Source organism: Klebsiella sp. Sb-30, from assembly GCF_057652795.1.
Genome location: NZ_CM172749.1, coordinates 4,029,137 through 4,055,104 on the forward strand (window position 1 = coordinate 4,029,137; position 25,968 = coordinate 4,055,104).

A 25,968-nucleotide genomic window follows, 5' to 3' on the forward strand; every position below is an offset into this window, starting at 1 on the left:
CGCTAGCATGAAGGCTTCACACTACGGAGCGCGTATGGGCCTGTTAAACCGAATAAAAATGCTGTGGCGTGCCGCCGTCGGCGCGTCTTATTCCTGGCCCGCACTGGATATTACCCTTCCCGGAGAGCGCTATTTGCATCTGGTCGGCAGTATTCATATGGGCACCCGCGACATGTCCCCTCCTCCCGCCAGGCTGCTGAAAAAAATTCGTCAGGCCGACGCCCTCATCGTTGAGGCGGATATCACCGGGAACGAAACGCCCTTTGCAGACCTCCCCCCCTGTCCGCCGCTGGCCGAGCGTTTAAACCCGCAGCAGCTCGTCGAGCTGGAGAGCCGGGCCGCGGAACTCGGGCTGTCGACGGCGTTGTTTGACAGTCAGCCGCTCTGGCAGGTCGCCATGGTGTTACAGGCGACGCAGGCCCAGAAGCTGGGTCTGCGTGCGGATTACGGTATTGACTACCAGCTGCTGATGGCGGCGCGCGAGAGCAACGTGCGGGTAATGGAGCTGGAAGGCACCGACAGCCAGATAGCGCTGCTGCGCAATCTGCCGGACGGCGGGCTGGCGCTGCTGGAGGATACGTTGACCCACTGGCGCACAAACGCCCGTCTTTTGCAGGTGATGATCGGCTGGTGGCTGGAGCAGCCGCCCGCCAAAGGCGTCACCACGCTGCCGACAACCTTTAGCCAGTCGCTGTACGATGTATTGATGCATCAGCGCAATCAGGCGTGGCGCGAGACGCTGCTGGCGCTGCCGCCGGGGCGCTATGTTGTCGCCGTCGGTGCGCTGCATTTATATGGTGAAGGGAATCTGCCCGATATGCTGACGTAAAAAAATGGCCAATATTTCTATTGGCCCGTCAAAGAGGAATTTCATCATTATTATTATCCCGGAATTTGCATTCCGGATCGTTCGATTGTCGCTCAAAGTGACCATCACTGCCAATACTATTGCGCAAGATGGTACTATTTTTTACACATTCAACAGGCGTATGCTGACAGCACATGAGATCGGTTGGTAAGAAGGATAAGTATGACTCCCGCCGTTAAGTTACTCGAAAAAAACAAAATTGCTTTTAAGATCCACAGCTACGATCACGACCCCAATGAAACCAACTTCGGCGACGAAGTGGTACGCAAACTGGGGCTGAACGCAGACCAGGTTTATAAGACGCTGCTGGTCGCGGTCAACGGCGATATGAAACATCTGGCCGTGGCGGTGACGCCGGTGGCCGGGCAGCTGGATTTGAAAAAAGTGGCCAAAGCCCTGGGCGCGAAGAAGGTGGACATGGCAGATCCCATGGTCGCCCAGCGTACGACGGGCTATCTGGTCGGCGGCATCAGCCCGCTCGGGCAGAAGAAACGGCTACCGACGCTGATTGATGCCCCGGCCCAGGCGTTTAACGCCATTTATATTTCTGGCGGCAAGCGCGGGCTGGATATCGAACTGGCGGCCAGCGATTTAGCGAAGATTCTCGACGCCAAATTCGCCGATATCGCTCGCCGCGATTAATTGCGCCTCGGCGCACAGGGACCTGTAAACCGGAACTATCCCGAAGGCGGCGCGTCGCGCCTGACCAGGCTACTCATCCACCAGATCGTGGCGAACCGGTAGCCCGGTCAGCGCAGCGCCACCGGGCTCATCCTCACGCGTTACTGCCAGCTCACCTCGCCTTTCGGCTCATAGGCGGCCGCGTCCAGCGGTGAGTTTTTCTGGATATACTCTTTCAGCACTTCGGCATCGATAAAACCGGTATTCACATAACCCGGCTTAGTGTCGATATGCGGATAGCCGTCACCGCCGGTCCCGTTAAAGCTCAACGTCGCCATCCGGTAGGTCTTCGTCGGATCGACCGGTTCGCCTTTGATTTTCAGATCGTTCAGCTTGCCGTCTTTCGCCACGAAGCTGACGTTGGCGAACTGCGGATAGGCGCCGGAGTCAGGTTTCATCTGCGCCACGGCGGTCAGATATTCCGTCACTTCCTTACCGCTCATATCGACATACACCAGCACGTTACCGAACGGCTGCACTTTCATGACATCTTTATAGGTAATATCCCCGGCTTCGATGGAGTCACGAATACCGCCGCCGCTCATCACGGCAAAATCGGCATTGCTACGCGCCATTTGTGCCGCCAGCAGCAGGCGTCCCATATTAGTCTGCACAAAACGTACCTTGCTGCGATCGCCTTCAAGATGCCCATTCACGCTGCCAATTTTGACCTGAAGCTGCGCTTTGCCTTTATTCTGGAATGGCGTCAGCAGCGACAGCATCTGCGGGTTTTCCGGGATTTGCGGCGTATAGAGCACGCGTTCGCTCTGACCGTTATCATAGGTCACCTTCTTCTTCAGATTGACCGGGATCAGCTGATAATGCACCAGCTTCATCTCGCCGTTGCGGAACTCAAAATCCGCGCGACCGACATATTTACCCCACTCGTGCGCCTGAACGATCCAGATACCGTTCTGTCTGTCCGGCGCACAGGGCGTGCCCGGTACATAATCGACCTGTTTTTTATTCTCCGAGGCCATACAGACCGGATCCTGCGAATGACCGCCGACGATCATCGCCAGCGATCCTGCCGGCAGGCTGCGCGCCATTTCGACATCGCCAGGGGCGTTAGAACCATGATTTCCGTTGTCATAATGGCCCATATGGGTGGTCGCCAGAATCACATCCGGTTTTTCATTCAGCTGCAGTTCCTGGATAACCAGTTTGGCCTCGTCCGCCGGTTTGCGGAATTCAATGTCGGTGAAATATTCCGGGTTACCTATCTTCGCCGTGTCATCGGTAGTCAGGCCAATGACCGCGATTTTTAATCCCCCGCGTTTAAACAGCGCCCAGGGTTTAAACAGACGCTCGCCGGTGCTTTTTTGGTAGATATTGGCGGAGAGGAACGGAAACTTTGACCACTTTTCCTGCTGGCGTAGCACGCTGAGCGGATTATCAAACTCGTGGTTGCCCACTGCCATCGCATCATAGCCAATCAGGTTCATACCGCGAAAATCTGGCTCTGCATCCTGTAAATCCGACTCCGGCACACCGGTATTAATATCGCCGCCGGACAACAGCAGAACGCTGCCGCCCTCAGCGGCGACCTCTTTGCGGATCCCGTCGACCAACGTCTTTTGCGCCGCCAGACCATATTCACCGTAATCATTACGCCAGAAGTGACCGTGGTGATCGTTGGTATGCAGGATGGTGATTTTATAGGTTTTATCCTGCTCATATGCCTGTGCGGATAAGCTTCCCAGAGACAGCGCGGTAAATAGCCCCAGCGCCACCGCCCGTTTTAAAAAATGCATATTTCTCTCCCTGACTTAATAAACAAGTGCCGAAAGTATAGCGAGTTACGTCGACAGACAAATATGTTTTCCGAATTGAGACTTCCTTCAAACCTTAGTGGCAGGTATGTTAGTCAGATAATAATTCCACCTGCATCCACAATAACACGCTCAAAGTGAACCTATGGCGACGAATCAGACCGTTCAACCCTTATCCGGCCCCGCTGCTGCGCCGCAAAAAGCACGCACCTCGTTTGGTATTCTGGGCGCAATCAGCCTTTCCCATTTACTGAACGATATGATCCAGTCGCTGATTCTGGCGATTTACCCGCTGCTTCAGTCGGAGTTCTCCCTGACCTTCGTGCAAATCGGGATGATCACTCTGACCTTCCAGCTGGCCTCCTCGCTGCTTCAGCCGGTGGTCGGCTACTGGACCGATAAACACTCGATGCCATGGTCGCTGCCGATCGGCATGTGTTTTACGCTCTGCGGCCTGGTTTTACTGGCGCTGGCGGGGAGCTTTGGCACGGTCCTGCTTGCCGCCGCGCTGGTGGGTACCGGTTCTTCGGTATTCCATCCGGAATCGTCGCGCGTGGCGCGGATGGCCTCCGGCGGCCGTCACGGACTGGCGCAGTCGCTATTCCAGGTTGGCGGTAACTTTGGCAGTTCTCTGGGCCCGCTGCTGGCGGCGGTAATTATCGCGCCATATGGCAAAGGTAACGTCGCATGGTTCGTCCTGGCCGCGCTGTTGGCCATCGTCGTGCTGTCGCAAATCAGCCGCTGGTATGCCGCACAGCATCGAATGAATAAAGGTAAACCGAAGGCCGTCGTCGCCAGTCCGCTGCCGAAAAACAAAGTTATTCTTGCGGTCGGCATCCTGTTGATGCTGATTTTCTCGAAATATTTCTATATGGCGAGCATCAGCAGCTATTACACCTTTTATTTGATGCATAAATTCGGATTATCGATCCAGAATGCGCAGGTTCATCTGTTTATTTTCCTGTTTGCCGTTGCCGCAGGAACGGTGATTGGCGGGCCAGTTGGCGATAAAATTGGGCGTAAATATGTAATTTGGGGCTCGATCCTCGGCGTGGCTCCCTTTACCCTTGTTTTACCCTACGCGACGCTGGAGTGGACGGGAATTTTGACCATGATTATTGGATTTATCCTCGCATCGGCATTTTCGGCTATCCTGGTCTACGCCCAGGAGCTGTTACCGGGGCGTATCGGCATGGTTTCCGGTCTGTTTTTCGGCTTCGCATTTGGTATGGGTGGCCTCGGAGCCGCCGTTCTGGGGCTGTTAGCGGACCACACCAGTATCGAGCTGGTTTATAAAATCTGTGCTTTCCTGCCACTTCTCGGCATATTGACGATATTCCTTCCTGACAACCGCCAAAAACCCTGATTATCTGGCGGCTAAAGTGAAACTTTGGCCGCCGTAATCCCTTATGCTGACAGCACTCCCGCTCATTAGCTGCCGTAGTTTTCCGATCTGTGCCTTTTTGCGGGTTAATTCCATTTTTCTGCATAATTCAACAATTATTCATAAACAAAACAGCGAAAACTGTCATAAACTATTACTCGGTTTTTTAGGTTTAGACACAGCCTCCTCCGGGTTGCCGCAAAGTAGCGCGAGTGACTGCCTGGAGCAGGGATGATTCGGTGAATGCGCGAAGCTAACGCAGAAGCAGCCTGAAGGATGGCGTGTTTAATACTGAAAATGGATTGGCTCACCACATACAAGGAGACGGAATGCACCACGCAACACCGCTTATCACCACCATTGTCGGTGGGCTCGTACTCGCTTTTATCTTCGGCATGATTGCCAATAAGCTGCGCATTTCGCCACTGGTGGGCTATCTATTAGCAGGCGTGTTATCCGGCCCCTTTACCCCTGGCTTCGTTGCCGATACCAAACTGGCGCCGGAGCTGGCTGAGCTGGGCGTCATATTGCTGATGTTTGGCGTCGGGCTGCACTTCTCCTTAAAGGATTTGATGGCGGTAAAGTCGATCGCCATTCCCGGCGCGATTGCCCAGATAGCCGTGGCAACGCTGCTGGGTATGGCGCTTTCTGCCGTGTTGGGCTGGTCGCTGATGACCGGCATCGTATTTGGCCTGTGTCTCTCTACCGCCAGTACCGTGGTGCTGCTGCGCGCGTTGGAGGAACGGCAGCTTATTGATAGCCAGCGAGGGCAGATTGCCATCGGCTGGCTCATCGTCGAAGATTTAGTGATGGTTCTGACGCTGGTTCTGCTGCCGGCCGTCGCCGGTATGGCGGAGAAAGGCGATGTTGGCCTGGCGTCGCTGGCCGTCGATATGGGGATCACCATCGGCAAAGTGATCGCCTTTATCGCCATTATGATGCTGGTGGGTCGTCGTCTGGTACCGTGGATTATGTCCCGCAGCGCCGCAACCGGCTCCCGCGAACTGTTTACCCTGTCGGTTCTGGCCCTCGCTCTCGGGATCGCCTTCGGTGCGGTTGAGCTGTTCGACGTCTCCTTTGCGCTTGGCGCATTTTTCGCCGGAATGGTACTGAATGAATCCGAACTCAGCCACCGCGCCGCGCACGACACGCTGCCGCTGCGCGATGCGTTCGCGGTGCTGTTCTTTGTCTCCGTGGGAATGCTGTTTGATCCGATGATCCTGCTGGAGCAACCGCTGGCGGTGCTGGCTACGCTGGCGATCATTATCTTCGGCAAGTCGGTGGTCGCCTTTTTCCTCGTGCGGATGTTCGGCCACTCGCCGCGCACCGCGCTGACCATCGCCGCCAGCCTCGCGCAAATCGGTGAGTTCGCCTTTATTCTTGCCGGGCTTGGCATGGCGCTGAATCTGCTGCCGCAGGCAGGACAAAATCTGGTACTGGCCGGGGCGATTATCTCTATCATGCTTAACCCGGTGCTCTTCGCAGTGCTGGAAAAATACCTCGATAAAACCGAAACGCTGGATGAACAGACCTTCGAAGAAGTGCTCGAAGAAGAGAAGCAGATTCCGGTCGATATTTGCAACCACGCGCTGCTGGTGGGCTTTGGCCGCGTCGGCAGCCTGCTGGGCGAAAAGCTGATGGCCCAGGGTATTCCACTGGTGGTTATTGAGACGTCGCGTACCCGCGTCGATGAGCTGCGTGCGCGCGGTATTCGCGCGGTGCTGGGCAATGCGGCGAATGAAGAGATCATGAATCTGGCGCATCTGGACTGCGCCCGCTGGCTGCTGCTGACCATTCCTAACGGCTATGAGGCTGGGGAAATCGTCGCTGCCGCCCGCGAGAAATGCCCGAATATCGAGATTATCGCCCGGGCGCATTATGACGATGAAGTGGATTACATTACCGAACGCGGCGCGAATCAGGTGGTGATGGGCGAGCGAGAAATCGCACGCGCTATGTTGCTCCTGCTGGAGACGCCGCCGGCGGGTGAAGTCGTTACCGGATAATCCCCTACCATGGCGCCTCCCGGACAGCGAGAGGCGCTCAGCCAGCCTTTGCTACTGTTGCGTTCTCCCCCCGCAGCGCAAGAGGAGAAACGGGCTTAACGCTCCCAGTATGCCTCTTCCAGACTATCTTCTCGCTCCGGCAGGCCGCGGGTTAAACGCGGGGAGTGCTGGTTCAATACCTGATAGCTGACGCGGTTGGCATATTTGCACACCTGCGCCAGTGACGAGTAGGTCAGCCACTTGCACTTGTGTTTGCTGGAGTTCGGAACGTTATTGCGGTGGTAGTTATTGGCGGTGATATCATGCAGCAGCGCCGCCAGCGCCCCGTCACCGGCACCGTTGGTATTCATGATTTTCTCAGGCCCACCCATGTACGGCGCAATATGCGAGTAAATCCGTAAGGGGTTCACGCAATCCTGATGACGCATTGCGCGGCTAAACTCATACTGGTTGAATTCGGCAATCGCCCCCGGCAGCAGCGGATGCTGAGTTTTACGTTTGGCTTCGTCTTCCGTAAAGCTGGCCATATACAGCCCCGCAGGTCCGGCGGTACACAGTACCAGGTCCACCCACTCCAGCGCCTTATCCGAAGCCAGCAGCGGATCGGATAGCCCGGTCAGCGCTTCGGCTTCTTCTTCATTCATCGCCAGAATAGAGACGTTCTCCTTGAGGAACTGCTGCCACCATTCCGGGTTATCGGCAATGACATACTTCGTTCCCAGCGTCAGCACCACCGGCACATCATGCTTTTTGGCATACTCGATGGCTTTCATCGTCGCATCCGGCATCGGCTCGCCGGGCTTGCAGCGCACCAGATACGAGGTCAGCACCAGCGCAGAGGCACCGGCAATCACCTCTTCCGGAATGCTTTCCGGACGCAGCTTATTCATGTGGCCCGGACTGATGGCAAAGGTTCGTTCGCCCGCGTCGCTAATCAGGGTAAAGCAGCGACCGATGGCTCCGTCCACTCCTTGCAGATAGTTCAGGTCAGTCCGGCTGGAGGTGTTGCACAGATAGCGATAGGCGTAGCCGCCGATTTCGATATTGCTGCACATGACCCCCAGCAATACCGAGCGGTCATCTGCCAGCACCGAATAATTGTGCATGGTATTGCCGATCGTTCCGCCGGCAAACTGGTGGGTAATTAAATGATTCCGTACCAGCTCCTGGTAGAGCGTTTCGGCGACATCATCTTCGATGACCAGCGAATGGCCGGCGCTGAGGCCGTAGCGCACGATAAACGCCTCATCTACTTTGGCTTCGATATCAACCAGCGTCTGATCGATACCGACCACCCACGCGACGTTGGCTTCATTTTCCGGCTGCGTTTGCTGCAGCAGCGGATCGCGGGCATTAACGGGAAAGTAGTGTTTGGATTTGCGTTTACCGGGAAATTTCATAGTGGCGATTTAATGGCAGTGAACAAGCGGGGAATAATAGCATATTCCCCCTGCCACACGCGATTAGCGATACGGCGCCGTCAGGTTCACCATCATTTCGATATGCGCCCTGTCCGCATTAAGCGCCGGGATATATTCATATTTCTGCCCGCCGGCTTCGAGGAAGACTTCCCGGTTCTGCACCGCAATCTCCTCCAGCGTTTCCAGACAATCTGCAGCAAAGCCCGGGCAGATGACCTGAATATGCTTCACCCCCTTCTCGCCCAACATTTTCAATGTTTCGTCGGTGTAAGGCGTCAGCCACGGCTCGCGGCCAAAGCGCGACTGGAAGGTCATCATGGCGCGATCCGGCGAAAGTCCCAGCGCAGAGACCAGTTCGCGGGTGGTATCGCGGCAGCGCTGCGGGTAATCATCGCCTTCGTGGGCAAAGCGTTGCGGTATGCCGTGATAAGAAAGCATCAGCACATCCGGTTCGCCGTGCACGGCAAACGATGCGCGAACGCTGGCGGCCAGCGCATCGATATAGCTGGCATCATCGGCATAATCACGAATAAAAGAGATCCCGGGGATGGCCCGCTTTTTAGCCAGGATTCTCGCCAGCTCATCCCATACTGCCGCCACGGTGGAACAGGAGTATTGCGGATACAGCGGCAACACCACGATATGGTCAACATCCTGAGCCAGCAGTTCATCCACCGCGCTTTCCAGCGCAGGTGAGCCGTAGCTCATGCCTAAGGCAACCGGGGTATCGGGGAGACGCGCGGCCAGAGCCTGCTGCTGTCGACGGCTGTAAACCATCAGCGGCGAGCCTTCCTCCATCCACACGGACTGATAAAGTTTCGCGACCCGCGGCGCGCGCAGGGGCAGTATCACGCCGCGCAGAAGCGGCCACCACAGCAGACGGGGCGTATCAACCACCCGCTTGTCGCTGAGAAATTGTCGCAGATAGCGCTTCACCGCATCGGGCGTGGGCGCATCGGGAGTGCCTAAGTTGGCTAACAAGATACCTGTTTTCGTCTGATGCATTACCGCCTCTTAACCATTTGAATCGCAGCCAATTGTAGCTGAAATGGCGCTAAACGGAACCAATCAGAGAAAAAGGTAGAATGAGAGATGTTCTCATCCCGCCGCGGCAGGATGAGAACCAACGGGATTAACCGAGGATTTTTTCCAGTTCAGCGCGGACGTCGGAAACGGCTTTCGTACCGTCAACCTTCGCGTAGCGGGTGTTGCCCGCTTCAGCTTCTTTCTGATAGTAACCGATCAGCGGCGCCGTCATCTGATGGTATTCCACCAGACGCTTACGTACGGTCTCTTCCTGGTCATCTTTACGGGTGGTCAGCTCTTCGCCGGTCACGTCATCTTTGCCTTCAACCTTCGGCGGGTTGAATTTGATATGGTACACGCGACCGGAAGCGGCGTGTACGCGACGACCAATGATACGGTCAACGATCAGTTCGTCCGGTACATCAAATTCCAGAACGTAATCAACGGCGATGCCCGCTTCTTTCATGGCGTCAGCCTGCGGAATGGTGCGCGGGAAGCCGTCGAGCAGGAAACCGTTACGGCAATCTTCCTGGGTGATACGCTCTTTAACCAGCGCAATCACCAGTTCGTCGGTCACCAGCTTGCCGGCATCCATAATGTCTTTTGCCTGTTTGCCCAGCTCGGAGCCAGATTTCACCGCAGCGCGCAGCATGTCACCGGTAGAGATTTGCGGAATTCCGTATTTCTCCATGATGAACTGAGCCTGAGTTCCTTTACCCGCGCCCGGAGCGCCAAGCAGAATAATACGCATTACGAAAATCCCCTCAAAAGTCGATTCAATTTTTCAAAAACGCTAAACCATACCACCAGAACGCAGATGGCTCAAGGAAGGCGGAGCGGCTGAAACGGTTAATGGAAGGTTTATTTTGCTTGAAAGGCGGATTTTACGCCATCAGAGGGGCGTCCACCCCGGCCCGCGCGTAAGCTGCGCAGGCCGGGGTGGACCAACAGCGAAGCGATCAGGAAGCCAGCAGCTGGTTCATGCGGCGAATAAACTGGTTAGGATCTTCCAGGGTACCGCGTTCAGCCAGCAGGGCCTGATCGAGCAGCAGCTCGACCCATTCGCTAAACCGGGCCTCATCCTGCGTGTCCGCTGTGCGTTTCACCAGCGGGTGAGCCGGGTTGAGTTCGAAAATGTACTTCACTTCCGGTGCAGACTGGCCCGCAGCGGCAAACAGTTTCGCCATCTGGGTGCTCATTTCGTCCGCGTCGGTGGTGACGATAGCCGGCGTATCGGTCAGGCGGTGCGTCAGTCGAACCTCCTTCACCCGCTCGCCCAGCAGCGTTTTCACGCGCTCAACGAACGGTTCCAGCGCCTTTTCGGCCTCTTTGGTGCTTTCGTCGACTTCATCCGCCAGCTTATCCAGCGATTCGTCGGCTTTCGCGACCGACTGGAACGCCTTGCCGTCGAACTCGGTCAGGTAGCTCATCATCCACTCGTCGATGCGGTCAGAGAGCAGCAGAACTTCGATGCCTTTCTTACGCAGCAGCTCGAGGTGCGGACTGCTCTTCGCCGCGGCATAGCTGTCCGCAGTGATGTAGTAGATCTTCTCCTGCCCTTCTTTCATACGAGAGACATACTCTTCCAGCGACACGGTCTGCGCGGCGGAATCGGTATGGGTAGAGGCGAAACGCAGCAGCTTAGCAATCGTCTGCTGATTCGCGCTGTCCTCCGCCGGGCCTTCTTTCAGCACCAGGCCAAACTGCTGCCAGAAGGTCTGATATTTTTCCGCATCGTCTTTGGCCAGTTTTTCCAGCATCTGCAGCGCGCGTTTGCTCAGCGCGGTGCGCAGGTTGCGGGTAACGCTGCTGTCCTGCAGAATTTCACGCGACACGTTCAGCGGCAGATCGTTGGAGTCGACGAGGCCGCGGACAAAGCGCAGATAGTTCGGCATGAACTGCTCGGCTTCATCCATGATAAACACGCGCTGCACGTACAGCTTCAGGCCATGCTTGTGATCGCGGTTCCACATATCCCACGGCGCCTGCGACGGGATATACAGCAGGCTGGTGTACTCCTGCTTGCCTTCCACGCGGTTGTGGCTCCAGGTCAGCGGGTCGCTGTAGTCGTGGGCAATGTGTTTATAGAATTCGTTATATTCGTCGTCTTTGATTTCCGACTTATTACGGGTCCACAGCGCCTGGGCCTTGTTGATTTTCTCCCAGGAGATCACCGTTTCACCGTCAACCTCTTCGCGCTTTTCAATCTCTACCGGCAGCGCGATATGATCGGAATATTTGCTGATAATCGAACGCACGCGCCAGTCGTTGAGGAAGTCATCTTCACCTTCGCGCAGGTGCAGGGTAATTTCAGTACCGCGATCGGCTTTGGTGATATCGGCAATGGTGTAGTCGCCTTCGCCGGCAGATTCCCAGAACACGCCGTTTTCCGCGCTATCGCCCGCCGCGCGGGTACGCACGGTGACTTTATCGGCCACGATAAACGCTGAGTAGAAGCCGACACCAAACTGACCAATCAGCTGGCTGTCTTTTGCCTGATCGGAACCCATTGATTCGAGGAAAGATTTTGTCCCGGATTTGGCAATCGTGCCGAGATGGTCGATCGCTTCCTCACGGTTCATCCCGATACCATTATCGGCGATGGTCAGCGTGCGGTTGTCTTTGTCAAAAGAGACGCGCACGCGCAGCTCGCCGTCGCCTTCATACAGGTCCGGCTGGGACAGCGCGCGGAAACGCAGCTTGTCGGCCGCATCGGAGGCGTTGGAAATCAGTTCACGCAGGAAAATTTCTTTATTGGAATAAAGAGAATGGATCATCAGGTGCAGAAGCTGTTTAACCTCTGACTGAAAACCACGAGTTTCTTGTCCTTTCATCTAAATCAACCTCAACAATGCCATTGTTAATGGTAAAAAAACCGTTGAAGGGGAGATGGGGACTGGAGGGGAAATTTTCAAGCGGAGGCGCCAAAAAGCGCCTCCGTTTGATTAAAAACGAATCTTGTGCCGGCCGGCAAGGGAGTGCGACAGCGTGGTGCCGTCAACCATCTCCAGCTCGCCGCCTACCGGTACGCCGTGGGCGATACGGCTGGCTTCTACGCCATACTGCGCGCAGAGTTCGGCAATGTAGTTGGCGGTCGCCTCGCCTTCCACCGTCGGGTTGGTGGCGAGGATCACTTCCTGCATTGATTCGTCGCGCAGACGCTGCTCCAGACGATCGAGCCCGATATCATCCGGCCCGATGCCATCAAGCGGCGACAGGTGGCCCATCAGGACAAAGTAGCGCCCGGAAAACTGCCCGGTTTGCTCAATGGCGTAGATGTCCGCGGGGCTTTCCACCACGCAAATCTGACCATTTTCACGACGGCGCGGATTGCTGCAAATATTGCACACCTCCTGCTCGGTGAAGGTGCGGCAATCGGCGCAGTGGCCGATTTCCGACATCGCGCGCGTCAATGACTGCGCCAGACGCATCCCGCCGCTACGATCGCGCTGAAGTAGCGTAAACGCCATGCGCTGCGCTGACTTCGGGCCAACGCCCGGCAGACAGCGCAATGCTTCCATAAGCTGAGTTAACAGCGGGCTGGTTTGCATCAGAACGGCATCTTAAAGCCAGGCGGCAGCTGCATGCCGGAAGAGACGGAAGCCATCTTCTCTTTCTGGGTCTCTTCAATACGGCGCGCCGCATCGTTGAACGCCGCAGCGACGAGATCTTCCAGCATATCTTTGTCGTCTTCCAGAAGGCTCGGATCAATCTCCACGCGACGGCAGTTATGCGCACCGTTGATGGTCACTTTAACCAGACCTGCGCCAGATTCGCCGGTCACTTCCAGCTGCGCGATCTCTTCCTGCATTTTCTGCATTTTGTCTTGCATCTGCTGGGCCTGCTTCATCAGGTTACCCAGGCCGCCTTTTCCACCAAACATAGGCTTCTCTCTCAGTAAGTCATCGTTAAGGATGCTGACCGCAAGTCAAACTTGCAATCAAATGGGGCGAATACTCTCTTCATCCAGATCCGCATCGAAGAACCGGCGCAGCGTCTGAATGTTGTTATCCGCAATAATCGCTTCGCGCGCTTGCGCGAGCTTCTCTTCATAAATTGCCTGCCGCCACTCCAGCGGCGTGCGCATCGCAGGATTATCGTCTTCCACGATGGTCAATTCAACCGGTGAACCGTACAACACGCCGAGCGCTTCGGCCAACTTTTGCTGCGCGCCGGCGGAATTAAGATGCCGCTGGCTCGGGCGCAGATGCAGACAGATACGGTTACCGTCCTGCTCTTTCCACGCATTCAGCGCCACCTGCTCTACCAGCTTCGGCACCGCCAGCTGATTAACCTCTGCCGCCCAGCCGTCGCGTTCGACCGCTTCCAGCGCCAGTTTTGCCGCCAGCTCCGGCGTTTTTTCATGCTCCAGCGCTTTCTTCAGCGCCTTCGGCGTCGCGACCTCTTCCTTCACCGTTTCGACCATCGTCGTCGCTTTCCAGCGATAGGCTTCTTTTTTGGCCGGAACCTTTTCCTGCACCGCAGCGACGGCCGGGCGAGCCTGCACGCGCTCGGTTATTGAACTCAGTCGCTCCAGCGCAGCGTTATTCACCGGCCGCGCGCGGGATGCGGCTGCCGGTTCACTCTTTTTTGGGGTGGGTGCTCCCTGGCTACGCTGCAGCTGGCTGCGTGCCGCCAGTACCTGACTGGTGGTTTGCGGCAGATTCTGCGGCGGCGGCACCGGCGAAGCGGATACCGGCGCCGCCTGTACAGGCGCAGCCAGCGTTGCCGGTTGCGGCTTCACCTCCGGTTCCGGCAGCGGCGCTTGCGGATGGAATGCCAGCGCACGCAGCAGCGTCATTTCCACACCCATGCGCCGATCCGGCGCATACGGCAGCTCTTTGCGGCCAATCAGGAGCGTCTGATAGTACAATTGTATATCGGTGGGCGGCACGGTGCGCGCAAGTTCACGCATACGCAGCTCTACCGCGGCCATATCGGCGCCCAGCGCCGAAGGAGAGAGCTGGACCATCGCAATCCGGTGCAGCAGACTCTGCATTTCAACCAGCAGCGCTTCCCACTCAACGCCGCGGGAGGCCGCTTCGTTAACGCCCGCCATGACGCGTTCGCCATCGGCTGCCACCAGCGCCTCAATCAATGACAGCGCCTGATCGTCGTCGAGCGTGCCGAGCATGGTACTGACCGACTCCGCCGTCAAACGACCATCGCCGCTGGCAATCGCCTGATCGGTCAGGCTTAAGGCATCGCGCAGACTGCCGTCCGCCGCGCGCGACAGCAGCTGCAGCGCGCGGGATTCAAAGGTAATCTGCTCTTCGCCGAGAATATGCTCAAGCTGATGGCGGATCTGTTCGACATCCAGCGCCTTGAGATGGAACTGCAGACAGCGCGACAGGATCGTCACCGGCAGCTTCTGCGGATCGGTGGTCGCCAGCAGGAATTTGACGTGCGCAGGCGGCTCCTCCAGCGTTTTTAACAACGCGTTGAAGCTATGACGTGACAGCATGTGGACTTCATCGATCAGATAGACCTTAAAGCGGCCACGGGCCGGCGCGTACTGGACGTTGTCCAGCAGGTCGCGGGTGTCTTCGACTTTGGTACGGGAAGCGGCATCAATCTCAATCAGATCGACAAAGCGCCCCTGCTCTATTTCGCGGCAGTTATCACACACGCCGCACGGCGTGGCGGTAATACCGGTTTCACAGTTCAACCCTTTTGCGAGCAAACGTGCGATGGAGGTTTTCCCCACGCCGCGGGTGCCGGAAAAGAGATAAGCGTGATGAATGCGCCCTAACGATAAGCCGTTCGCCAGTGCGGTCAGCACATGTTCCTGGCCGACGACGTCAGCAAAGGTTTGTGGGCGCCATTTACGGGCTAAGACCTGATAACTCATGGGCTGGCTCTGAAACGCTGGAAGGTGAAATCACGAGGGGGTCATGCTATCACAGCCCCGCTCAATCAGCGAGGCTATGTGGAGGGATTTGCTTAGTGACCCGGGAAAGGGACCAGGCTAAAGCAGTTGATTCCCAGTTTTTCCAGACGCTGCTCGCCGCCCAGATCAAACAGATTGATCACAAAGGCGGCATCGTGCACTTCGCCGCCCAGACGGCGAATCAGCTTCACGGTTGCATCGATGGTGCCGCCGGTCGCCAGCAGATCGTCAACGACGAGAACTTTATCGCCTTCTTTGATCGCATCGACATGAATTTCCAGCTGATCGGTACCGTATTCCAGCTCGTAGCTCTCGGCAATGGTTTCACGCGGGAGCTTGCGCGGTTTACGTACCGGCACAAAACCCACGCCCAGCGCCAGCGCAACCGGTGCGCCAAACAGAAAACCACGCGCCTCGGTGCCCACCACTTTAGTGATGCCGGCGTTTTTATAACGCTCGGTCAGCAGCTCAATGCTCAACGCATAGGCTTTCGGGTCTTCGAGCATGCTGGTGACATCGCGGAAAAGAATACCCGGTTTCGGATAGTCCTGAATGCTTTGGATGCTGTTCTTTAGATATTCAAGCTGCTGTGCAGTTGCGGTCATAAGTTTATGCCTGATAAAAACGGTGTTACTCACGGGCAGGCCAAACGGGTCAAAGAAACATTTGATTAACCTTTGACCAGGCGTACCCGCGCTCGAAAACGCTCGAATTTACTGTCTGTAAGCGACAATTGCAACACTCATTATGGCGCATCAGTGCTTTTGTTGCGTCGCGTCAACAACCGGAATACGCCACATAAATATCAACAGACAGGCCAGAATCACCAGCAGCATGATGCGAACCCACGTAAGCTTAACCAGCCACAGCGACACGGCGAAGGTCAGCAGAATCATCACAATCGCCCGCGGCTTGGCGCCGGGCGGCATCGCACGATATTGCTGCCAGTGACGAAGATAGCCGCCGAACCAGGAACGATACAGCAGCCAGTGGTGAAAACGCGGTGAAGAACGGGCAAAACACCAGGCCGCCAGCAGAATAAACGGGGTGGTCGGCAATAAAGGCAAAAAGACGCCCAGCGTCCCCAGCGCTACCGCCAGCCAGCCTATGATGATTAAAATGATACGTGGCATAATGCGAATCGTTATCAAGCAGATATGGCTACTGTAGCACAGTTGCCTATCAGACCAGGGAGGAGTTATTTGAAAACAACGCGGCTTTTACAAACGCTGGAAAATCAGTTGGCCCAGCTGGCCGCGCAGATTGCGCCGCTGGCGCATCATGCCACGCTCAGCGCCCGCTTCGATCGCCAGCTGTTCCGTACTCGTAGCACCCTGATGCAGGACTGTCTCGAGGAGGCGCAGCAGCACTTTACTGAACTGCGGCAGGCCGTTGAACAGCAGCAGCTTCCGCAGGTCGCCTGGCTGGCGGAGCGGCTGGTCGCGCAAATCGCCGCCCTCAGCCGGGAGGCGGCGACCTGGTCGCTGCGTAGTTGGGACAGCGCCTCCCCCGCAATAAACCGCTGGCAGCGGCGGCGACTTCAGCATCAGGAGTACGAACGACGACTGCTGGCGATGCGAAACGATCGCCAGCGCCAGCTGGCGCTGGCGACGACGCTTGAGGAACAGCAGCGGCTGGCGAAAGAGGTCGAGGCCTGCGCCGGACGTTTAGCACGCTGTCGCGATGCGCTGGAAAAAATAGAGGGCGTGCTGGCACGCTTAACGCGCTAACAGAAGGAGTCACTATGTCGCTGGAAAACGCACCGGATGAGGTCAAACTGGCCGTTGATTTGATTATGCTGCTGGAAGAGAACCAGGTGTCAGCGCAAACCGTCCTCGGGGCGCTGGAGATCATTAAACGTGACTATGAAAACAAACTCAACCGCAGCGGGCAGACGTCAGATGAAGCGGATACACGCTAACCGACGGCCCGTCGGAAACGGGGCGGCGCACTGGCCGCCCCTGCTGAGTCTTATCCAATAGCCGGAGACGGATCGTCTCCTTTGACCTCACGTTTGAGCTCCGTCACTTCATCCCCTTTTTCGTTACGCAGATGGACTTCCAGCTGGTTGAAGGCGATGTTGATGTCGTTTTCACGGCACAGGCGATCGATCGCCCGGTTCAGTTCATCGACGGTATAGCTGCGATCGCGCAGTTCGCGCACATATAAACGCAGCTCATGATCCAGCGTGCTGGCGCCGAAGGTGGTGAAGAAGACCGACGGCGCAGGCTCCTGCATCACTTTCGGATGCTCATGTGCCGCCTGCAGCAGAACCTCCTTGACCTTATCCAGATCGGAACCGTACGCCACGCCGATGCGGATCACCACGCGGGTCACGGTGTCGGACAGCGACCAGTTGATCAAACGCTCGGTCACAAACGCTTTGTTCGGGATGATCACCTCTTTACGGTCAAAGTCGGTAATGGTGGTGGCACGAATGCGGATCTTGCTGACGGTACCGGAGAAGGTCCCGATCGTCACCGTATCGCCGATGCGCACCGGGCGTTCGAAGAGGATAATCAGGCCGGAAACGAAGTTCCCGAAAATCTCCTGCAGGCCAAAGCCCAGACCCACCGACAATGCGGCCGCCAGCCACTGCAGCTTGTCCCACGAGACGCCCAGCGCGCCAAATACCGTCATCGCACCGATCGCGATAATCGCGTAGTTGAGGATCGAGGTAATGGCGTAGGACGTCCCCTGGCGCATGTTGAGCCGAGAGAGGATCAGCACTTCCAGCAGCCCCGGTAGGTTGCGGATCAACGCCCAGGCGACCATGGAGGCGACAATCGCAAACAGCAGGCTTCCCATCGTCACGCTTCTTACTACGCTGGCTCCAGCTTCGGTGCCGTTGTAGTGCCACAAGGTGATACTGTCGAGATAGGCGAAGACGGTGATGAGATCGGACCAAATCGCCCAGAACACAACGCCAAACAAGGCGACCATCACCAGCATGGTAATGCGCAGCGTTTGCTGGTTGACCTGCTCCAGGGCGATGGTCGGCTCTTCCTGCGGTTCAGCCCCTTCTGCCCCCTCTTTGACCATATGCTGGCGACGGGCCAGCGCACGCCGCCAGGCGATACGCCGTGCGGCAACGCTCAGGCCGCGCAAAACGGTCTGGTACAGCAGATTCCACAGCATCACCAGGTAGACGGTTTCAATCCAGCGGCCGGCCAGACGCAGGGTGGTATAGAAGTAGCCGGTAGCCGTCAGCACCATCAGCGCGACAGGCACAATCGAGAGTACGGTGACGGTAAGAAGACGCAGGCTGTGCGACTCTTTATCACGCCAGCTCTCGCGACACATCGGCCACACCAGTACCGCGATCAGCAGCAGATTGAGGAAGATAACGAACTGCCCCAGCACATCATCCATCAAATTCAGCGGCGACAGTTCAGAGACCACCGACCAGAAATTCAGCGGCAGCAGCGCAAGACTGACGCGCACAATTTGCCGACGCCAGTGGCTGGTCAGCTGCGGTGGCATATTAAAGTGGCTTACCGCCACGCCGTCTTTTTCCAGCACCTTCCAGCACAGGCCAAACACCAGCCAGAACAGCGCCAGTTTTTTACTGTATGCCCACAGCAGTTCGCTGATGTTCAGCTGCATCGTCAGCAGAATCAAACCTACCGCCAGTATCAGCAGCACGACAGGCAGTGCGCGGATCAGGTCGATCAGAATCGCTTTGGGCGTATGGAGCTGCGTGTCGTTACGCAGCTGACCGACCTGCGAGGCCAGCCGGGCCTGGTAATTACGCAACCACTGCAGGCGCCAGCGGATCAGGCCAGCAATCAGCAGCAGCGGCAGACCGGCAAGGAAGGCAACAAACACCGCCGGCCACGCTTTCTCCCAGTTTACGGTGATTTTCATCGCCTTAAACTGCCCTTTCAACGCTTCCGGGAAGGATTTAATCCAGTCCCAGTCCATCGGTTTGTTGCTATTCACCCAGAAAATCTGCTGGGTCAGGATGGCTTTCAGATTGCTTGAGACGCTCATTAACTGCTGCTGGTTGATCTGCAGGTTAATGGCCATCATCAGCTGATTGCCGAGCTGCTTGTTAAACTGATCGAGCAGTTCGCGGCGCATATCCACGACGTCCAGCAGAGCATTATGTACGTCAGGGGTCACTTCATTGCTGTGCCCTTCTTCCAGTTTGGCGACGAACGCATCGCTCTGGAACAGCGCATCACGCTGCTGGTTGACCTCAAACTGTTCAAGACGCAGATCGGCAATACGGTTGGTCATATCTTCCAGCTCGTCCGCCGACGGGAGCGTCTGCTGCTGCTGGTATAGGATGCGCGACAGTAACAGGCTCCCTTTGAGGACTGAAATCTGCTCTTTGATATCACGTTCAGATTGCAGCGCCCGATCGAGCCAGTTTTTCACTTTAATGTTGCGCTGCACCAGCTGGTTGCCGTTCTCAGTCGCCGCGATGAGCTTCTGACTCAGCTGATGGTTAATATCCAGCTCTTGTTTGACCAGCGGGTTGGACTGGATACGCGCCGTCTCATCCGGCGTGACCGCTTCCTGCGCGGTTTTTTCCGTTAGCGTCAGGCGTTTGCTGTTAACCGCTTCCTGCAGCAGCTGCAGCTGATGTTCGAGACGATTACTGTTGGCGCTGACGTAATCACGTTGCTTTTGCAGCGTATCCTGCAACACGGTGTTACCTTCGAGGCTCTTGCGCTGCTGCTCAATTTGCGCGTTAAGCAGCGCCTGCTGCGCCAGCAGCAATCCCTGCTGGCTCGGGCGCAGGGCTTCGTCGCCCGTGGTGGTGGTGCCGTTCAGACGGTTGCGTATCTGCTGTAGCTGCTGGGAAGCCGCGTACATCGCATTTTGCACGCGTTCCGGCTGGGTTTGCAGGGAGACCAGCTGACTGTTGTAGGTCGCCAGATCGTTTTGCGCGGTTTGCAGATCGTCCAGCGTCTGGGAGAGACGAGATTCCAGCTGTCGCAAAGAGAGCGTGCTGAGCGTTTTCCGCGTCGCCTCATCATCAGGCACCTCGCTTAAGGCGTTGAGGCTATCGACCGCCTGACGCATCTTCGCTGGCGCCTGCTCAACCTGTTGCCGCAGCTGAGTCGTTTCCGACTTAATCCGCTCGATTTTATCGAGTGCTTCCAGGGTCTGCACCAGGTCTTGCTGAACCAGCTTATCCTGTGGCGTCAGTTCCTTTTGCTTATTTAGCGTATTGAGTTGATTCTGAATATCAGATCGGTCAGGGACATCGGCAGCCAGAGCCTGATTAATGCTAAGACAGCCGACAAATAACAACAGTACAATTACAAAAGCGGAAGTGGCATTTCGCCAACGGATAGTATGCAGCATAGTGTTAACATGAGTGGTTGCAATAGCCGGAGAATACCGGGGGTCGTCGCAGCCCGCAGAATAGCACTTCTGCAATCGCACGAATAGCCGCGACCATCAGCAAATACTCACCTTTTTTATTTTGCCAGTACGTTAATTCTTAGCTTCCGAGGGAGCCCGGAGCGTAGGGCAAAACTGATACATTTCAAGAAGAATGGCAACATAGTCGCGCGCTTCTTTTTCAAGATCGAAGGAATCGGGTGCAAAGAGCCAGTTTTCCATCAGCCCGGAGAGGTAGCTGCGCATTAAAACCGCCGCCCGGCGGGTTAACAAATTGGCCGGCAGCATGTTGGCCGCAATGCACTCCTTTAGCGTGTGTTCGATACGTTCATAGCTCTCAAGACATAAGCTGCGCTGGGCTTTCTGCACCACCGCCATCTCACCGACAAACTCACATTTATGGAAGATAATTTCCATCATCAGCCGCCGCCGCTCTTCTGTCACGGTGGCTTCAAGAACATGGACTAAGATCCCCCTGACAACTGACAGTGGATCGTTGGGGAATTTTGCCCGATACTCAACTTCAAGATCGCTAATACTTGCGTCCGACAACACCCATATTTCATTAAATAAATCTGATTTATTCTTGAAATGCCAGTAGATAGCCCCCCTCGTTACCCCGGCAGCTTTTGCAATTGCTGCCAACGAGGTAGATGATACGCCTTGCTGCGAAAACAAACGCAGAGCAACATCCAGAATGTGTTGCCGGGTTTCAAGTGCCTGTTGTTTGGTTTTTCGTGCCATAGGTCGATGAGTTTACAGAGGTTACGTTTACATACATTTATGAATGTATGTACCATAGCATGACCATAATAGAAACACAGTAGTGGGTTTGTGGTCGTTTGAGCCACTGAACAATTTGAAATTGGACACTCGAGGTTTACATATGAACAAAAACAGAGGGTTAACGCCTCTGGCGGTCGTTCTGATGCTCTCAGGCAGCTTAGCGCTAACAGGATGTGACGACAAACCGGCTCAGCAAGGAGCCCAGCATATGCCGGAAGTCGGTATTGTGACGCTCAAATCCGCTCCTCTGCAAATCACCACCGAGCTACCGGGCCGCACCAGCGCCTACCGTATTGCAGAAGTCCGTCCTCAGGTAAGTGGCATTATTCTGAAACGTAACTTTACGGAAGGTAGTGACATCCAGGCTGGCGTGTCCCTTTATCAGATCGATCCGGCAACTTACCAGGCCAGCTACGAAAGCGCAAAAGGCGATTTAGCCAAAGCACAGGCCGCGGCCAATATCGCGCAGCTGACGGTTAAACGTTATCAGAAACTGCTCGGCACCAAATACATCAGTCAACAGGATTATGATACTGCCGTCGCCGACGCTCAGCAGAGCAACGCCGCCGTTGTAGCCGCGAAAGCCGCTGTGGAAACGGCGCGTATTAACCTGGCTTATACCAAAGTGACTTCGCCTATCAGCGGACGAATTGGTAAATCCGCCGTGACCGAAGGCGCACTGGTGCAGAATGGTCAGGCTACTGCGCTGGCCACCGTTCAGCAGCTGGACCCTATCTATGTTGATGTGACCCAGTCGAGCAACGATTTCCTGCGTCTGAAACAAGAGCTGGCAAACGGAACGCTGAAACAAGAAAACGGCAAAGCCAAAGTCGAACTGGTTACCAACGACGGGCTGAAGTATCCGCAGGGCGGTACGCTGGAGTTTTCTGATGTCACCGTTGATCAGACCACCGGTTCTATCACTTTACGCGCTATCTTCCCGAACCCGGATCACACCCTGTTACCAGGGATGTTCGTCCGCGCTCGTCTGCAGGAAGGGACCAACCCGGATGCACTGCTGGTTCCACAGCAGGGCGTAACCCGCACGCCGCGTGGTGATGCCAGCGTTATGGTTGTCGGTGAAGGTGATAAGGTCGAAGTTCGTCAGGTTACTGCAACGCAGGCGATTGGCGATAAATGGTTGGTCACCAGCGGAGTGAAATCCGGCGATCGCGTGATTGTTACCGGACTGCAAAAAGTCAAACCAGGCGTGCAGGTTAAAGCGCAGGAAGTAGCCTCTGACGATCAACAGCAAGTTGCCAGCAACGCTCAGTCAGAACAAACCAAGTCTTAACTTAAACAGGAGCCGTTAAGACATGCCTAATTTCTTTATCGATCGCCCCATATTCGCATGGGTGATCGCCATAATCATCATGCTTGCCGGGGGACTTGCGATCCTGAAGCTGCCTGTTGCGCAATATCCAACGATTGCGCCGCCGGCGGTCTCGATCACCGCAACCTACCCGGGTGCTGATGCGAAAACGGTGCAGGATACCGTGACGCAGGTTATCGAACAGAACATGAACGGTATCGATAACCTGATGTACATGTCCTCCAACAGTGACTCAACCGGTACGGTACAGATCACCCTGACCTTCCAGTCTGGTACGGATGCGGACATCGCGCAGGTACAGGTGCAGAACAAACTGCAGCTCGCCATGCCGCTGCTGCCGCAGGAAGTACAGCAACAGGGCGTGAGCGTGGAGAAATCCTCCAGCAGCTTCCTGATGGTTGTCGGCGTTATCAACACCAACGGCACCATGACGCAGGAGGATATCTCCGACTACGTTGGCGCCAACATGAAAGATGCGATCAGCCGTACGTCCGGCGTGGGTGACGTTCAGCTGTTTGGTTCCCAGTACGCGATGCGTATCTGGATGGATCCGAACAAACTGAACAACTTCCAGCTGACGCCGGTCGATGTGATCAGCGCGATTAAAGCCCAGAACGCCCAGGTAGCAGCCGGTCAGTTAGGCGGTACGCCGCCGGTGAAAGGCCAGCAGCTGAACGCCTCTATCATCGCGCAGACCCGTCTGAAATCCGCTGACGAATTCAGCAATATTCTGCTGAAAGTGAACCAGGACGGTTCGCAGGTTCGTCTGCGTGACGTAGCGAAAGTTGAGCTTGGCGGTGAAAACTATGACATCGTCGCGAAGTTTAATAACCAGCCGGCTTCCGGTCTGGGTATCAAACTGGCGACCGGCGCCAACGCCCTGGATACCGCCAACGCCATTCGCGCTGAACTGGCGAAAATGGAGCCCTACTTCCCGTCAGGCCTGAAGATTGTTTACCCGTATGACACCACGCCGTTCGTGAAAATCTCGATTCATGAAGTGGTTAAAACGCTGGTCGAAGCGATCATCCTGGTCTTCCTGGTTATGTATCTGTTCCTGCAGAACTTCCGCGCCACGTTGATTCCAACCATCGCGGTACCGGTCGTCTTGCTGGGTACTTTCGCCATCCTGGCCATTTTTGGCTTCTCGATAAACACCCTGACCATGTTTGGTATGGTGCTTGCGATAGGTCTGCTCGTCGATGACGCCATCGTGGTGGTGGAAAACGTCGAGCGTGTCATGGCGGAAGAAGGCCTGCCGCCGAAGGAAGCAACCCGTAAATCCATGGGCCAGATTCAGGGCGCACTGGTCGGTATCGCGATGGTGCTTTCTGCGGTATTTATCCCGATGGCCTTCTTCGGTGGTTCAACGGGTGCGATTTATCGTCAGTTCTCCATCACCATCGTTTCGGCGATGGCGCTGTCGGTGCTGGTTGCATTAATCCTGACCCCGGCGCTGTGCGCCACGATGCTGAAACCTATCGCTAAAGGCGGTCATGGCGAGCACAAAGGCTTCTTTGGCTGGTTTAACCGCATGTTCGATAAGAGCACGCACCATTACACCGATAGCGTAGGTAACATTCTGCGCAGTACCGGTCGTTACCTGGTGCTGTATCTGATTATCGTCGTCGGAATGGCCTGGCTGTTCGTCCGTCTGCCGAGCTCGTTCCTGCCAGATGAAGATCAGGGCGTATTCCTGAGCATGGCGCAGCTTCCTGCCGGCGCTACGCAGGAACGTACGCAGAAAGTGCTGGATGAGATGACGGACTACTACCTCACGAAAGAGAAAGCCAACGTCGAATCTGTGTTCGCCGTTAACGGCTTTGGCTTCGCGGGTCGTGGTCAGAACACCGGTATTGCGTTCGTTTCACTGAAAGACTGGAGCGAACGTCCGGGCAGCGAGAACAAGGTTGAAGCGATTACCGGTCGTGCGATGGCCCGTTTCTCGCAGATTAAAGACGCGATGGTCTTCGCCTTTAACCTGCCGGCTATCGTCGAACTGGGTACCGCAACCGGCTTTGACTTCCAGCTGATCGACCAGGGCGGCTTAGGTCACGAAAAACTGACTCAGGCACGTAACCAGCTGTTTGGTGAAGTGGCGAAGCACCCTGACCTGCTGGTCGGCGTTCGTCCTAACGGCCTGGAAGATACGCCGCAGTTCAAGGTGGATATTGACCAGGAGAAAGCGCAGGCGTTGGGCGTTTCTATCAGCGACATCAATACCACGCTGGGCGCAGCCTGGGGCGGTAGCTACGTCAATGACTTCATCGACCGCGGTCGCGTGAAGAAAGTGTACGTCATGTCCGAAGCGAAATACCGTATGCTGCCGGAAGATATTGGCAACTGGTACGTTCGCGGTAGCGATGGACAGATGGTGCCGTTCTCAGCCTTCTCCACCTCACACTGGGAGTATGGTTCACCGCGTCTGGAACGCTATAACGGTCTGCCGTCGATGGAAATCCTCGGTCAGGCGGCGCCGGGCAGAAGTACCGGTGAAGCGATGACGATGATGGAAGAGCTGGCCAAAAAACTGCCTTCGGGTATTGGTTATGACTGGACCGGTATGTCCTATCAGGAACGTCTGTCCGGTAACCAGGCGCCGGCGCTGTATGCCATCTCGCTGATCGTGGTATTCCTGTGTCTGGCGGCGCTGTATGAAAGCTGGTCGATACCGTTCTCCGTTATGCTGGTTGTCCCACTGGGGGTTATCGGTGCACTGCTGGCGGCAACGTTCCGTGGTCTGACGAACGACGTTTACTTCCAGGTAGGCCTGCTGACCACCATTGGTCTGTCGGCGAAGAACGCGATACTTATCGTAGAATTCGCCAAAGATCTGATGGATAAAGAAGGCAAGGGTCTGATTGAAGCGACCCTGGAAGCGGTACGTATGCGTCTGCGTCCAATCCTGATGACCTCACTGGCGTTTATCCTCGGGGTTATGCCGCTGGTCATTAGCTCCGGCGCAGGTTCCGGCGCACAGAACGCCGTAGGTACCGGCGTAATGGGCGGGATGGTGACGGCAACGGTTCTGGCTATCTTCTTTGTTCCGGTCTTCTTTGTGGTGGTTCGCCGCCGCTTCAGCAAGAAATCGGAAGACATTGAGCACAGCCATCCGACTGAGCATCATTAATCTCTCCACTGAGGGCCGCACCAGCGGCCCTTTTTTTCGCCTGTGCCCCCGCTCGCTTCGGGATTCGTTGAGGAAATTTTTCGGATAGCGTATATTGAAACGCACGCATTGCTACGGTTTACTTTGTATCCTGATATACAATTTCCGGCGATAAGCTTTTACTTTGTTTTTATCAGATTATTCTTTTGCCGCTTTACCCTTATCTTAACTAAGAATATTCTTAACCCAGTGTTATCTGGGGGGTGAGAACTGGTGCCAAAGAAAAGTGCCTGCTAAATCAATGATCCATAAGCTTTGCTTTCGCAGAATCACC

20 protein-coding genes and 1 other annotated feature are annotated in these 25,968 nt (G+C 55.9%); of the genes, 8 read left to right on the plus strand and 12 right to left on the minus strand.

What is annotated here, in order from left to right; all coding sequences use genetic code 11:
- The first annotated feature begins 34 nt into the window (after positions 1–34).
- On the plus strand, positions 35–829 hold the full coding sequence (locus AC236I_RS18850; RefSeq protein ID WP_004858828.1) for a TraB/GumN family protein: 795 nt from the start codon (positions 35–37) through the stop codon (positions 827–829).
- A gap of 201 nt (positions 830–1,030) precedes the next feature.
- Entirely contained in the window at positions 1,031–1,510 is a 480-nt protein-coding gene (gene ybaK / locus AC236I_RS18855) for a Cys-tRNA(Pro)/Cys-tRNA(Cys) deacylase YbaK (RefSeq protein ID WP_004858826.1), read from the plus strand.
- Between the two features lie 140 nt (positions 1,511–1,650).
- Here ybaK and ushA read toward each other — a convergent pair whose 3' ends face one another.
- The gene (gene ushA / locus AC236I_RS18860; protein WP_004858825.1) at positions 1,651–3,303 is read right to left on the minus strand and encodes a bifunctional UDP-sugar hydrolase/5'-nucleotidase UshA; all 1,653 of its coding nucleotides are present in this window, start codon (positions 3,301–3,303) and stop codon (positions 1,651–1,653) included.
- Between the two features lie 163 nt (positions 3,304–3,466).
- On the opposite strand from ushA, the gene AC236I_RS18865 reads away from it, so the two are divergent.
- Positions 3,467–4,687: an MFS transporter gene (locus AC236I_RS18865; protein WP_004858822.1), complete on the plus strand. Its 1,221-nt coding sequence runs from the start codon at positions 3,467–3,469 to the stop codon at positions 4,685–4,687.
- A 347-nt stretch (positions 4,688–5,034) separates the two neighbouring features.
- The gene (ybaL, locus tag AC236I_RS18870) at positions 5,035–6,711 is read left to right on the plus strand and encodes a YbaL family putative K(+) efflux transporter (RefSeq protein WP_004858820.1); all 1,677 of its coding nucleotides are present in this window, start codon (positions 5,035–5,037) and stop codon (positions 6,709–6,711) included.
- 95 nt (positions 6,712–6,806) lie between these two features.
- On the opposite strand, the gene AC236I_RS18875 is transcribed toward ybaL, so the two are convergent.
- The 9 genes from AC236I_RS18875 to AC236I_RS18915 all read right to left on the minus strand — a co-directional run bounded on the left by AC236I_RS18875 (position 6,807) and on the right by AC236I_RS18915 (position 16,181).
- Positions 6,807–8,111 (minus strand): inosine/guanosine kinase, encoded by a 1,305-nt coding sequence (locus tag AC236I_RS18875; RefSeq protein ID WP_004858819.1) that lies wholly within the window; start codon positions 8,109–8,111, stop codon positions 6,807–6,809.
- Positions 8,112–8,174: 63 nt separating this feature from the next.
- Positions 8,175–9,137 carry a ferrochelatase gene (hemH, locus tag AC236I_RS18880; protein ID WP_143722753.1) on the minus strand — a complete coding sequence of 321 codons (963 nt, stop codon included), beginning with the start codon at positions 9,135–9,137 and terminating at the stop codon, positions 8,175–8,177.
- A gap of 127 nt (positions 9,138–9,264) precedes the next feature.
- Entirely contained in the window at positions 9,265–9,909 is a 645-nt protein-coding gene (gene adk, locus AC236I_RS18885; RefSeq protein ID WP_004858815.1) for an adenylate kinase, read from the minus strand.
- Positions 9,910–10,117: 208 nt separating this feature from the next.
- Entirely contained in the window at positions 10,118–11,992 is a 1,875-nt protein-coding gene (gene htpG / locus AC236I_RS18890; protein ID WP_015585011.1) for a molecular chaperone HtpG, read from the minus strand.
- Between the two features lie 111 nt (positions 11,993–12,103).
- Positions 12,104–12,709 carry a recombination mediator RecR gene (gene recR, locus AC236I_RS18895; protein WP_004858810.1) on the minus strand — a complete coding sequence of 202 codons (606 nt, stop codon included), beginning with the start codon at positions 12,707–12,709 and terminating at the stop codon, positions 12,104–12,106.
- A complete protein-coding gene (locus AC236I_RS18900; protein ID WP_004858807.1) occupies positions 12,709–13,041 on the minus strand; it encodes a YbaB/EbfC family nucleoid-associated protein in 333 nt (110 codons plus the stop codon). Before AC236I_RS18900 ends, recR begins: the two co-directional genes overlap by 1 nt.
- A gap of 57 nt (positions 13,042–13,098) precedes the next feature.
- Positions 13,099–15,009 carry a DNA polymerase III subunit gamma/tau gene (gene dnaX / locus AC236I_RS18905; protein WP_044346343.1) on the minus strand — a complete coding sequence of 637 codons (1,911 nt, stop codon included), beginning with the start codon at positions 15,007–15,009 and terminating at the stop codon, positions 13,099–13,101.
- Positions 13,705–13,769: a sequence feature (DnaX frameshifting element), on the minus strand. It overlaps the preceding gene by 65 nt.
- A 92-nt stretch (positions 15,010–15,101) precedes the next feature.
- Positions 15,102–15,653 (minus strand): adenine phosphoribosyltransferase, encoded by a 552-nt coding sequence (gene apt / locus AC236I_RS18910; protein ID WP_004858802.1) that lies wholly within the window; start codon positions 15,651–15,653, stop codon positions 15,102–15,104.
- 150 nt (positions 15,654–15,803) lie between these two features.
- Entirely contained in the window at positions 15,804–16,181 is a 378-nt protein-coding gene (locus tag AC236I_RS18915) for a DUF454 family protein (protein ID WP_004858799.1), read from the minus strand.
- 69 nt (positions 16,182–16,250) lie between these two features.
- Here AC236I_RS18915 and priC point away from each other — a divergent pair, with 69 nt between their 5' ends.
- Together priC and rsmS are read left to right on the plus strand one after the other, a co-directional pair.
- The gene (priC, locus tag AC236I_RS18920) at positions 16,251–16,778 is read left to right on the plus strand and encodes a primosomal replication protein N'' (protein ID WP_015585012.1); all 528 of its coding nucleotides are present in this window, start codon (positions 16,251–16,253) and stop codon (positions 16,776–16,778) included.
- A gap of 14 nt (positions 16,779–16,792) precedes the next feature.
- A complete protein-coding gene (rsmS, locus tag AC236I_RS18925; protein ID WP_004858795.1) occupies positions 16,793–16,969 on the plus strand; it encodes a pleiotropic regulatory protein RsmS in 177 nt (58 codons plus the stop codon).
- A 50-nt stretch (positions 16,970–17,019) separates the two neighbouring features.
- Here the strand turns inward: rsmS and mscK are convergent, their stop codons facing one another.
- On the minus strand, positions 17,020–20,367 hold the full coding sequence (gene mscK, locus AC236I_RS18930) for a mechanosensitive channel MscK (protein WP_004858793.1): 3,348 nt from the start codon (positions 20,365–20,367) through the stop codon (positions 17,020–17,022).
- 132 nt (positions 20,368–20,499) lie between these two features.
- Positions 20,500–21,150, minus strand: coding sequence for a multidrug efflux transporter transcriptional repressor AcrR (gene acrR, locus AC236I_RS18935; RefSeq protein WP_004858790.1), 651 nt, complete (start codon positions 21,148–21,150; stop codon positions 20,500–20,502).
- A gap of 142 nt (positions 21,151–21,292) precedes the next feature.
- Here acrR and acrA point away from each other — a divergent pair, with 142 nt between their 5' ends.
- Together acrA and acrB are read left to right on the plus strand one after the other, a co-directional pair.
- On the plus strand, positions 21,293–22,486 hold the full coding sequence (acrA, locus tag AC236I_RS18940; RefSeq protein WP_004858789.1) for a multidrug efflux RND transporter periplasmic adaptor subunit AcrA: 1,194 nt from the start codon (positions 21,293–21,295) through the stop codon (positions 22,484–22,486).
- A 22-nt stretch (positions 22,487–22,508) separates the two neighbouring features.
- Positions 22,509–25,655: a multidrug efflux RND transporter permease subunit AcrB gene (gene acrB / locus AC236I_RS18945; RefSeq protein WP_004858787.1), complete on the plus strand. Its 3,147-nt coding sequence runs from the start codon at positions 22,509–22,511 to the stop codon at positions 25,653–25,655.
- The last annotated feature ends 313 nt before the right edge of the window (positions 25,656–25,968 follow it).

What these genes read in the sequence shown, in the direction of transcription:
- ybaK (WP_004858826.1), top strand. Translation starts at nt 1,031, where the DNA reads ATGACTCCCGCCGTTAAGTTACTCGAAAAAAACAAAATTGCTTTTAAG.
- ushA (WP_004858825.1), bottom strand. Translation starts at nt 3,303, where the DNA reads ATGCATTTTTTAAAACGGGCGGTGGCGCTGGGGCTATTTACCGCGCTG.
- AC236I_RS18850 (WP_004858828.1), top strand. Translation starts at nt 35, where the DNA reads ATGGGCCTGTTAAACCGAATAAAAATGCTGTGGCGTGCCGCCGTCGGC.
- AC236I_RS18865 (WP_004858822.1), top strand. Translation starts at nt 3,467, where the DNA reads ATGGCGACGAATCAGACCGTTCAACCCTTATCCGGCCCCGCTGCTGCG.
- acrB (WP_004858787.1), top strand. Translation starts at nt 22,509, where the DNA reads ATGCCTAATTTCTTTATCGATCGCCCCATATTCGCATGGGTGATCGCC.
- AC236I_RS18915 (WP_004858799.1), bottom strand. Translation starts at nt 16,181, where the DNA reads ATGCCACGTATCATTTTAATCATCATAGGCTGGCTGGCGGTAGCGCTG.
- ybaL (WP_004858820.1), top strand. Translation starts at nt 5,035, where the DNA reads ATGCACCACGCAACACCGCTTATCACCACCATTGTCGGTGGGCTCGTA.
- apt (WP_004858802.1), bottom strand. Translation starts at nt 15,653, where the DNA reads ATGACCGCAACTGCACAGCAGCTTGAATATCTAAAGAACAGCATCCAA.
- dnaX (WP_044346343.1), bottom strand. Translation starts at nt 15,009, where the DNA reads ATGAGTTATCAGGTCTTAGCCCGTAAATGGCGCCCACAAACCTTTGCT.
- recR (WP_004858810.1), bottom strand. Translation starts at nt 12,709, where the DNA reads ATGCAAACCAGCCCGCTGTTAACTCAGCTTATGGAAGCATTGCGCTGT.
- rsmS (WP_004858795.1), top strand. Translation starts at nt 16,793, where the DNA reads ATGTCGCTGGAAAACGCACCGGATGAGGTCAAACTGGCCGTTGATTTG.
- acrR (WP_004858790.1), bottom strand. Translation starts at nt 21,150, where the DNA reads ATGGCACGAAAAACCAAACAACAGGCACTTGAAACCCGGCAACACATT.
- hemH (WP_143722753.1), bottom strand. Translation starts at nt 9,137, where the DNA reads ATGCATCAGACGAAAACAGGTATCTTGTTAGCCAACTTAGGCACTCCC.
- adk (WP_004858815.1), bottom strand. Translation starts at nt 9,909, where the DNA reads ATGCGTATTATTCTGCTTGGCGCTCCGGGCGCGGGTAAAGGAACTCAG.
- AC236I_RS18875 (WP_004858819.1), bottom strand. Translation starts at nt 8,111, where the DNA reads ATGAAATTTCCCGGTAAACGCAAATCCAAACACTACTTTCCCGTTAAT.
- acrA (WP_004858789.1), top strand. Translation starts at nt 21,293, where the DNA reads ATGAACAAAAACAGAGGGTTAACGCCTCTGGCGGTCGTTCTGATGCTC.
- mscK (WP_004858793.1), bottom strand. Translation starts at nt 20,367, where the DNA reads ATGCTGCATACTATCCGTTGGCGAAATGCCACTTCCGCTTTTGTAATT.
- AC236I_RS18900 (WP_004858807.1), bottom strand. Translation starts at nt 13,041, where the DNA reads ATGTTTGGTGGAAAAGGCGGCCTGGGTAACCTGATGAAGCAGGCCCAG.
- htpG (WP_015585011.1), bottom strand. Translation starts at nt 11,992, where the DNA reads ATGAAAGGACAAGAAACTCGTGGTTTTCAGTCAGAGGTTAAACAGCTT.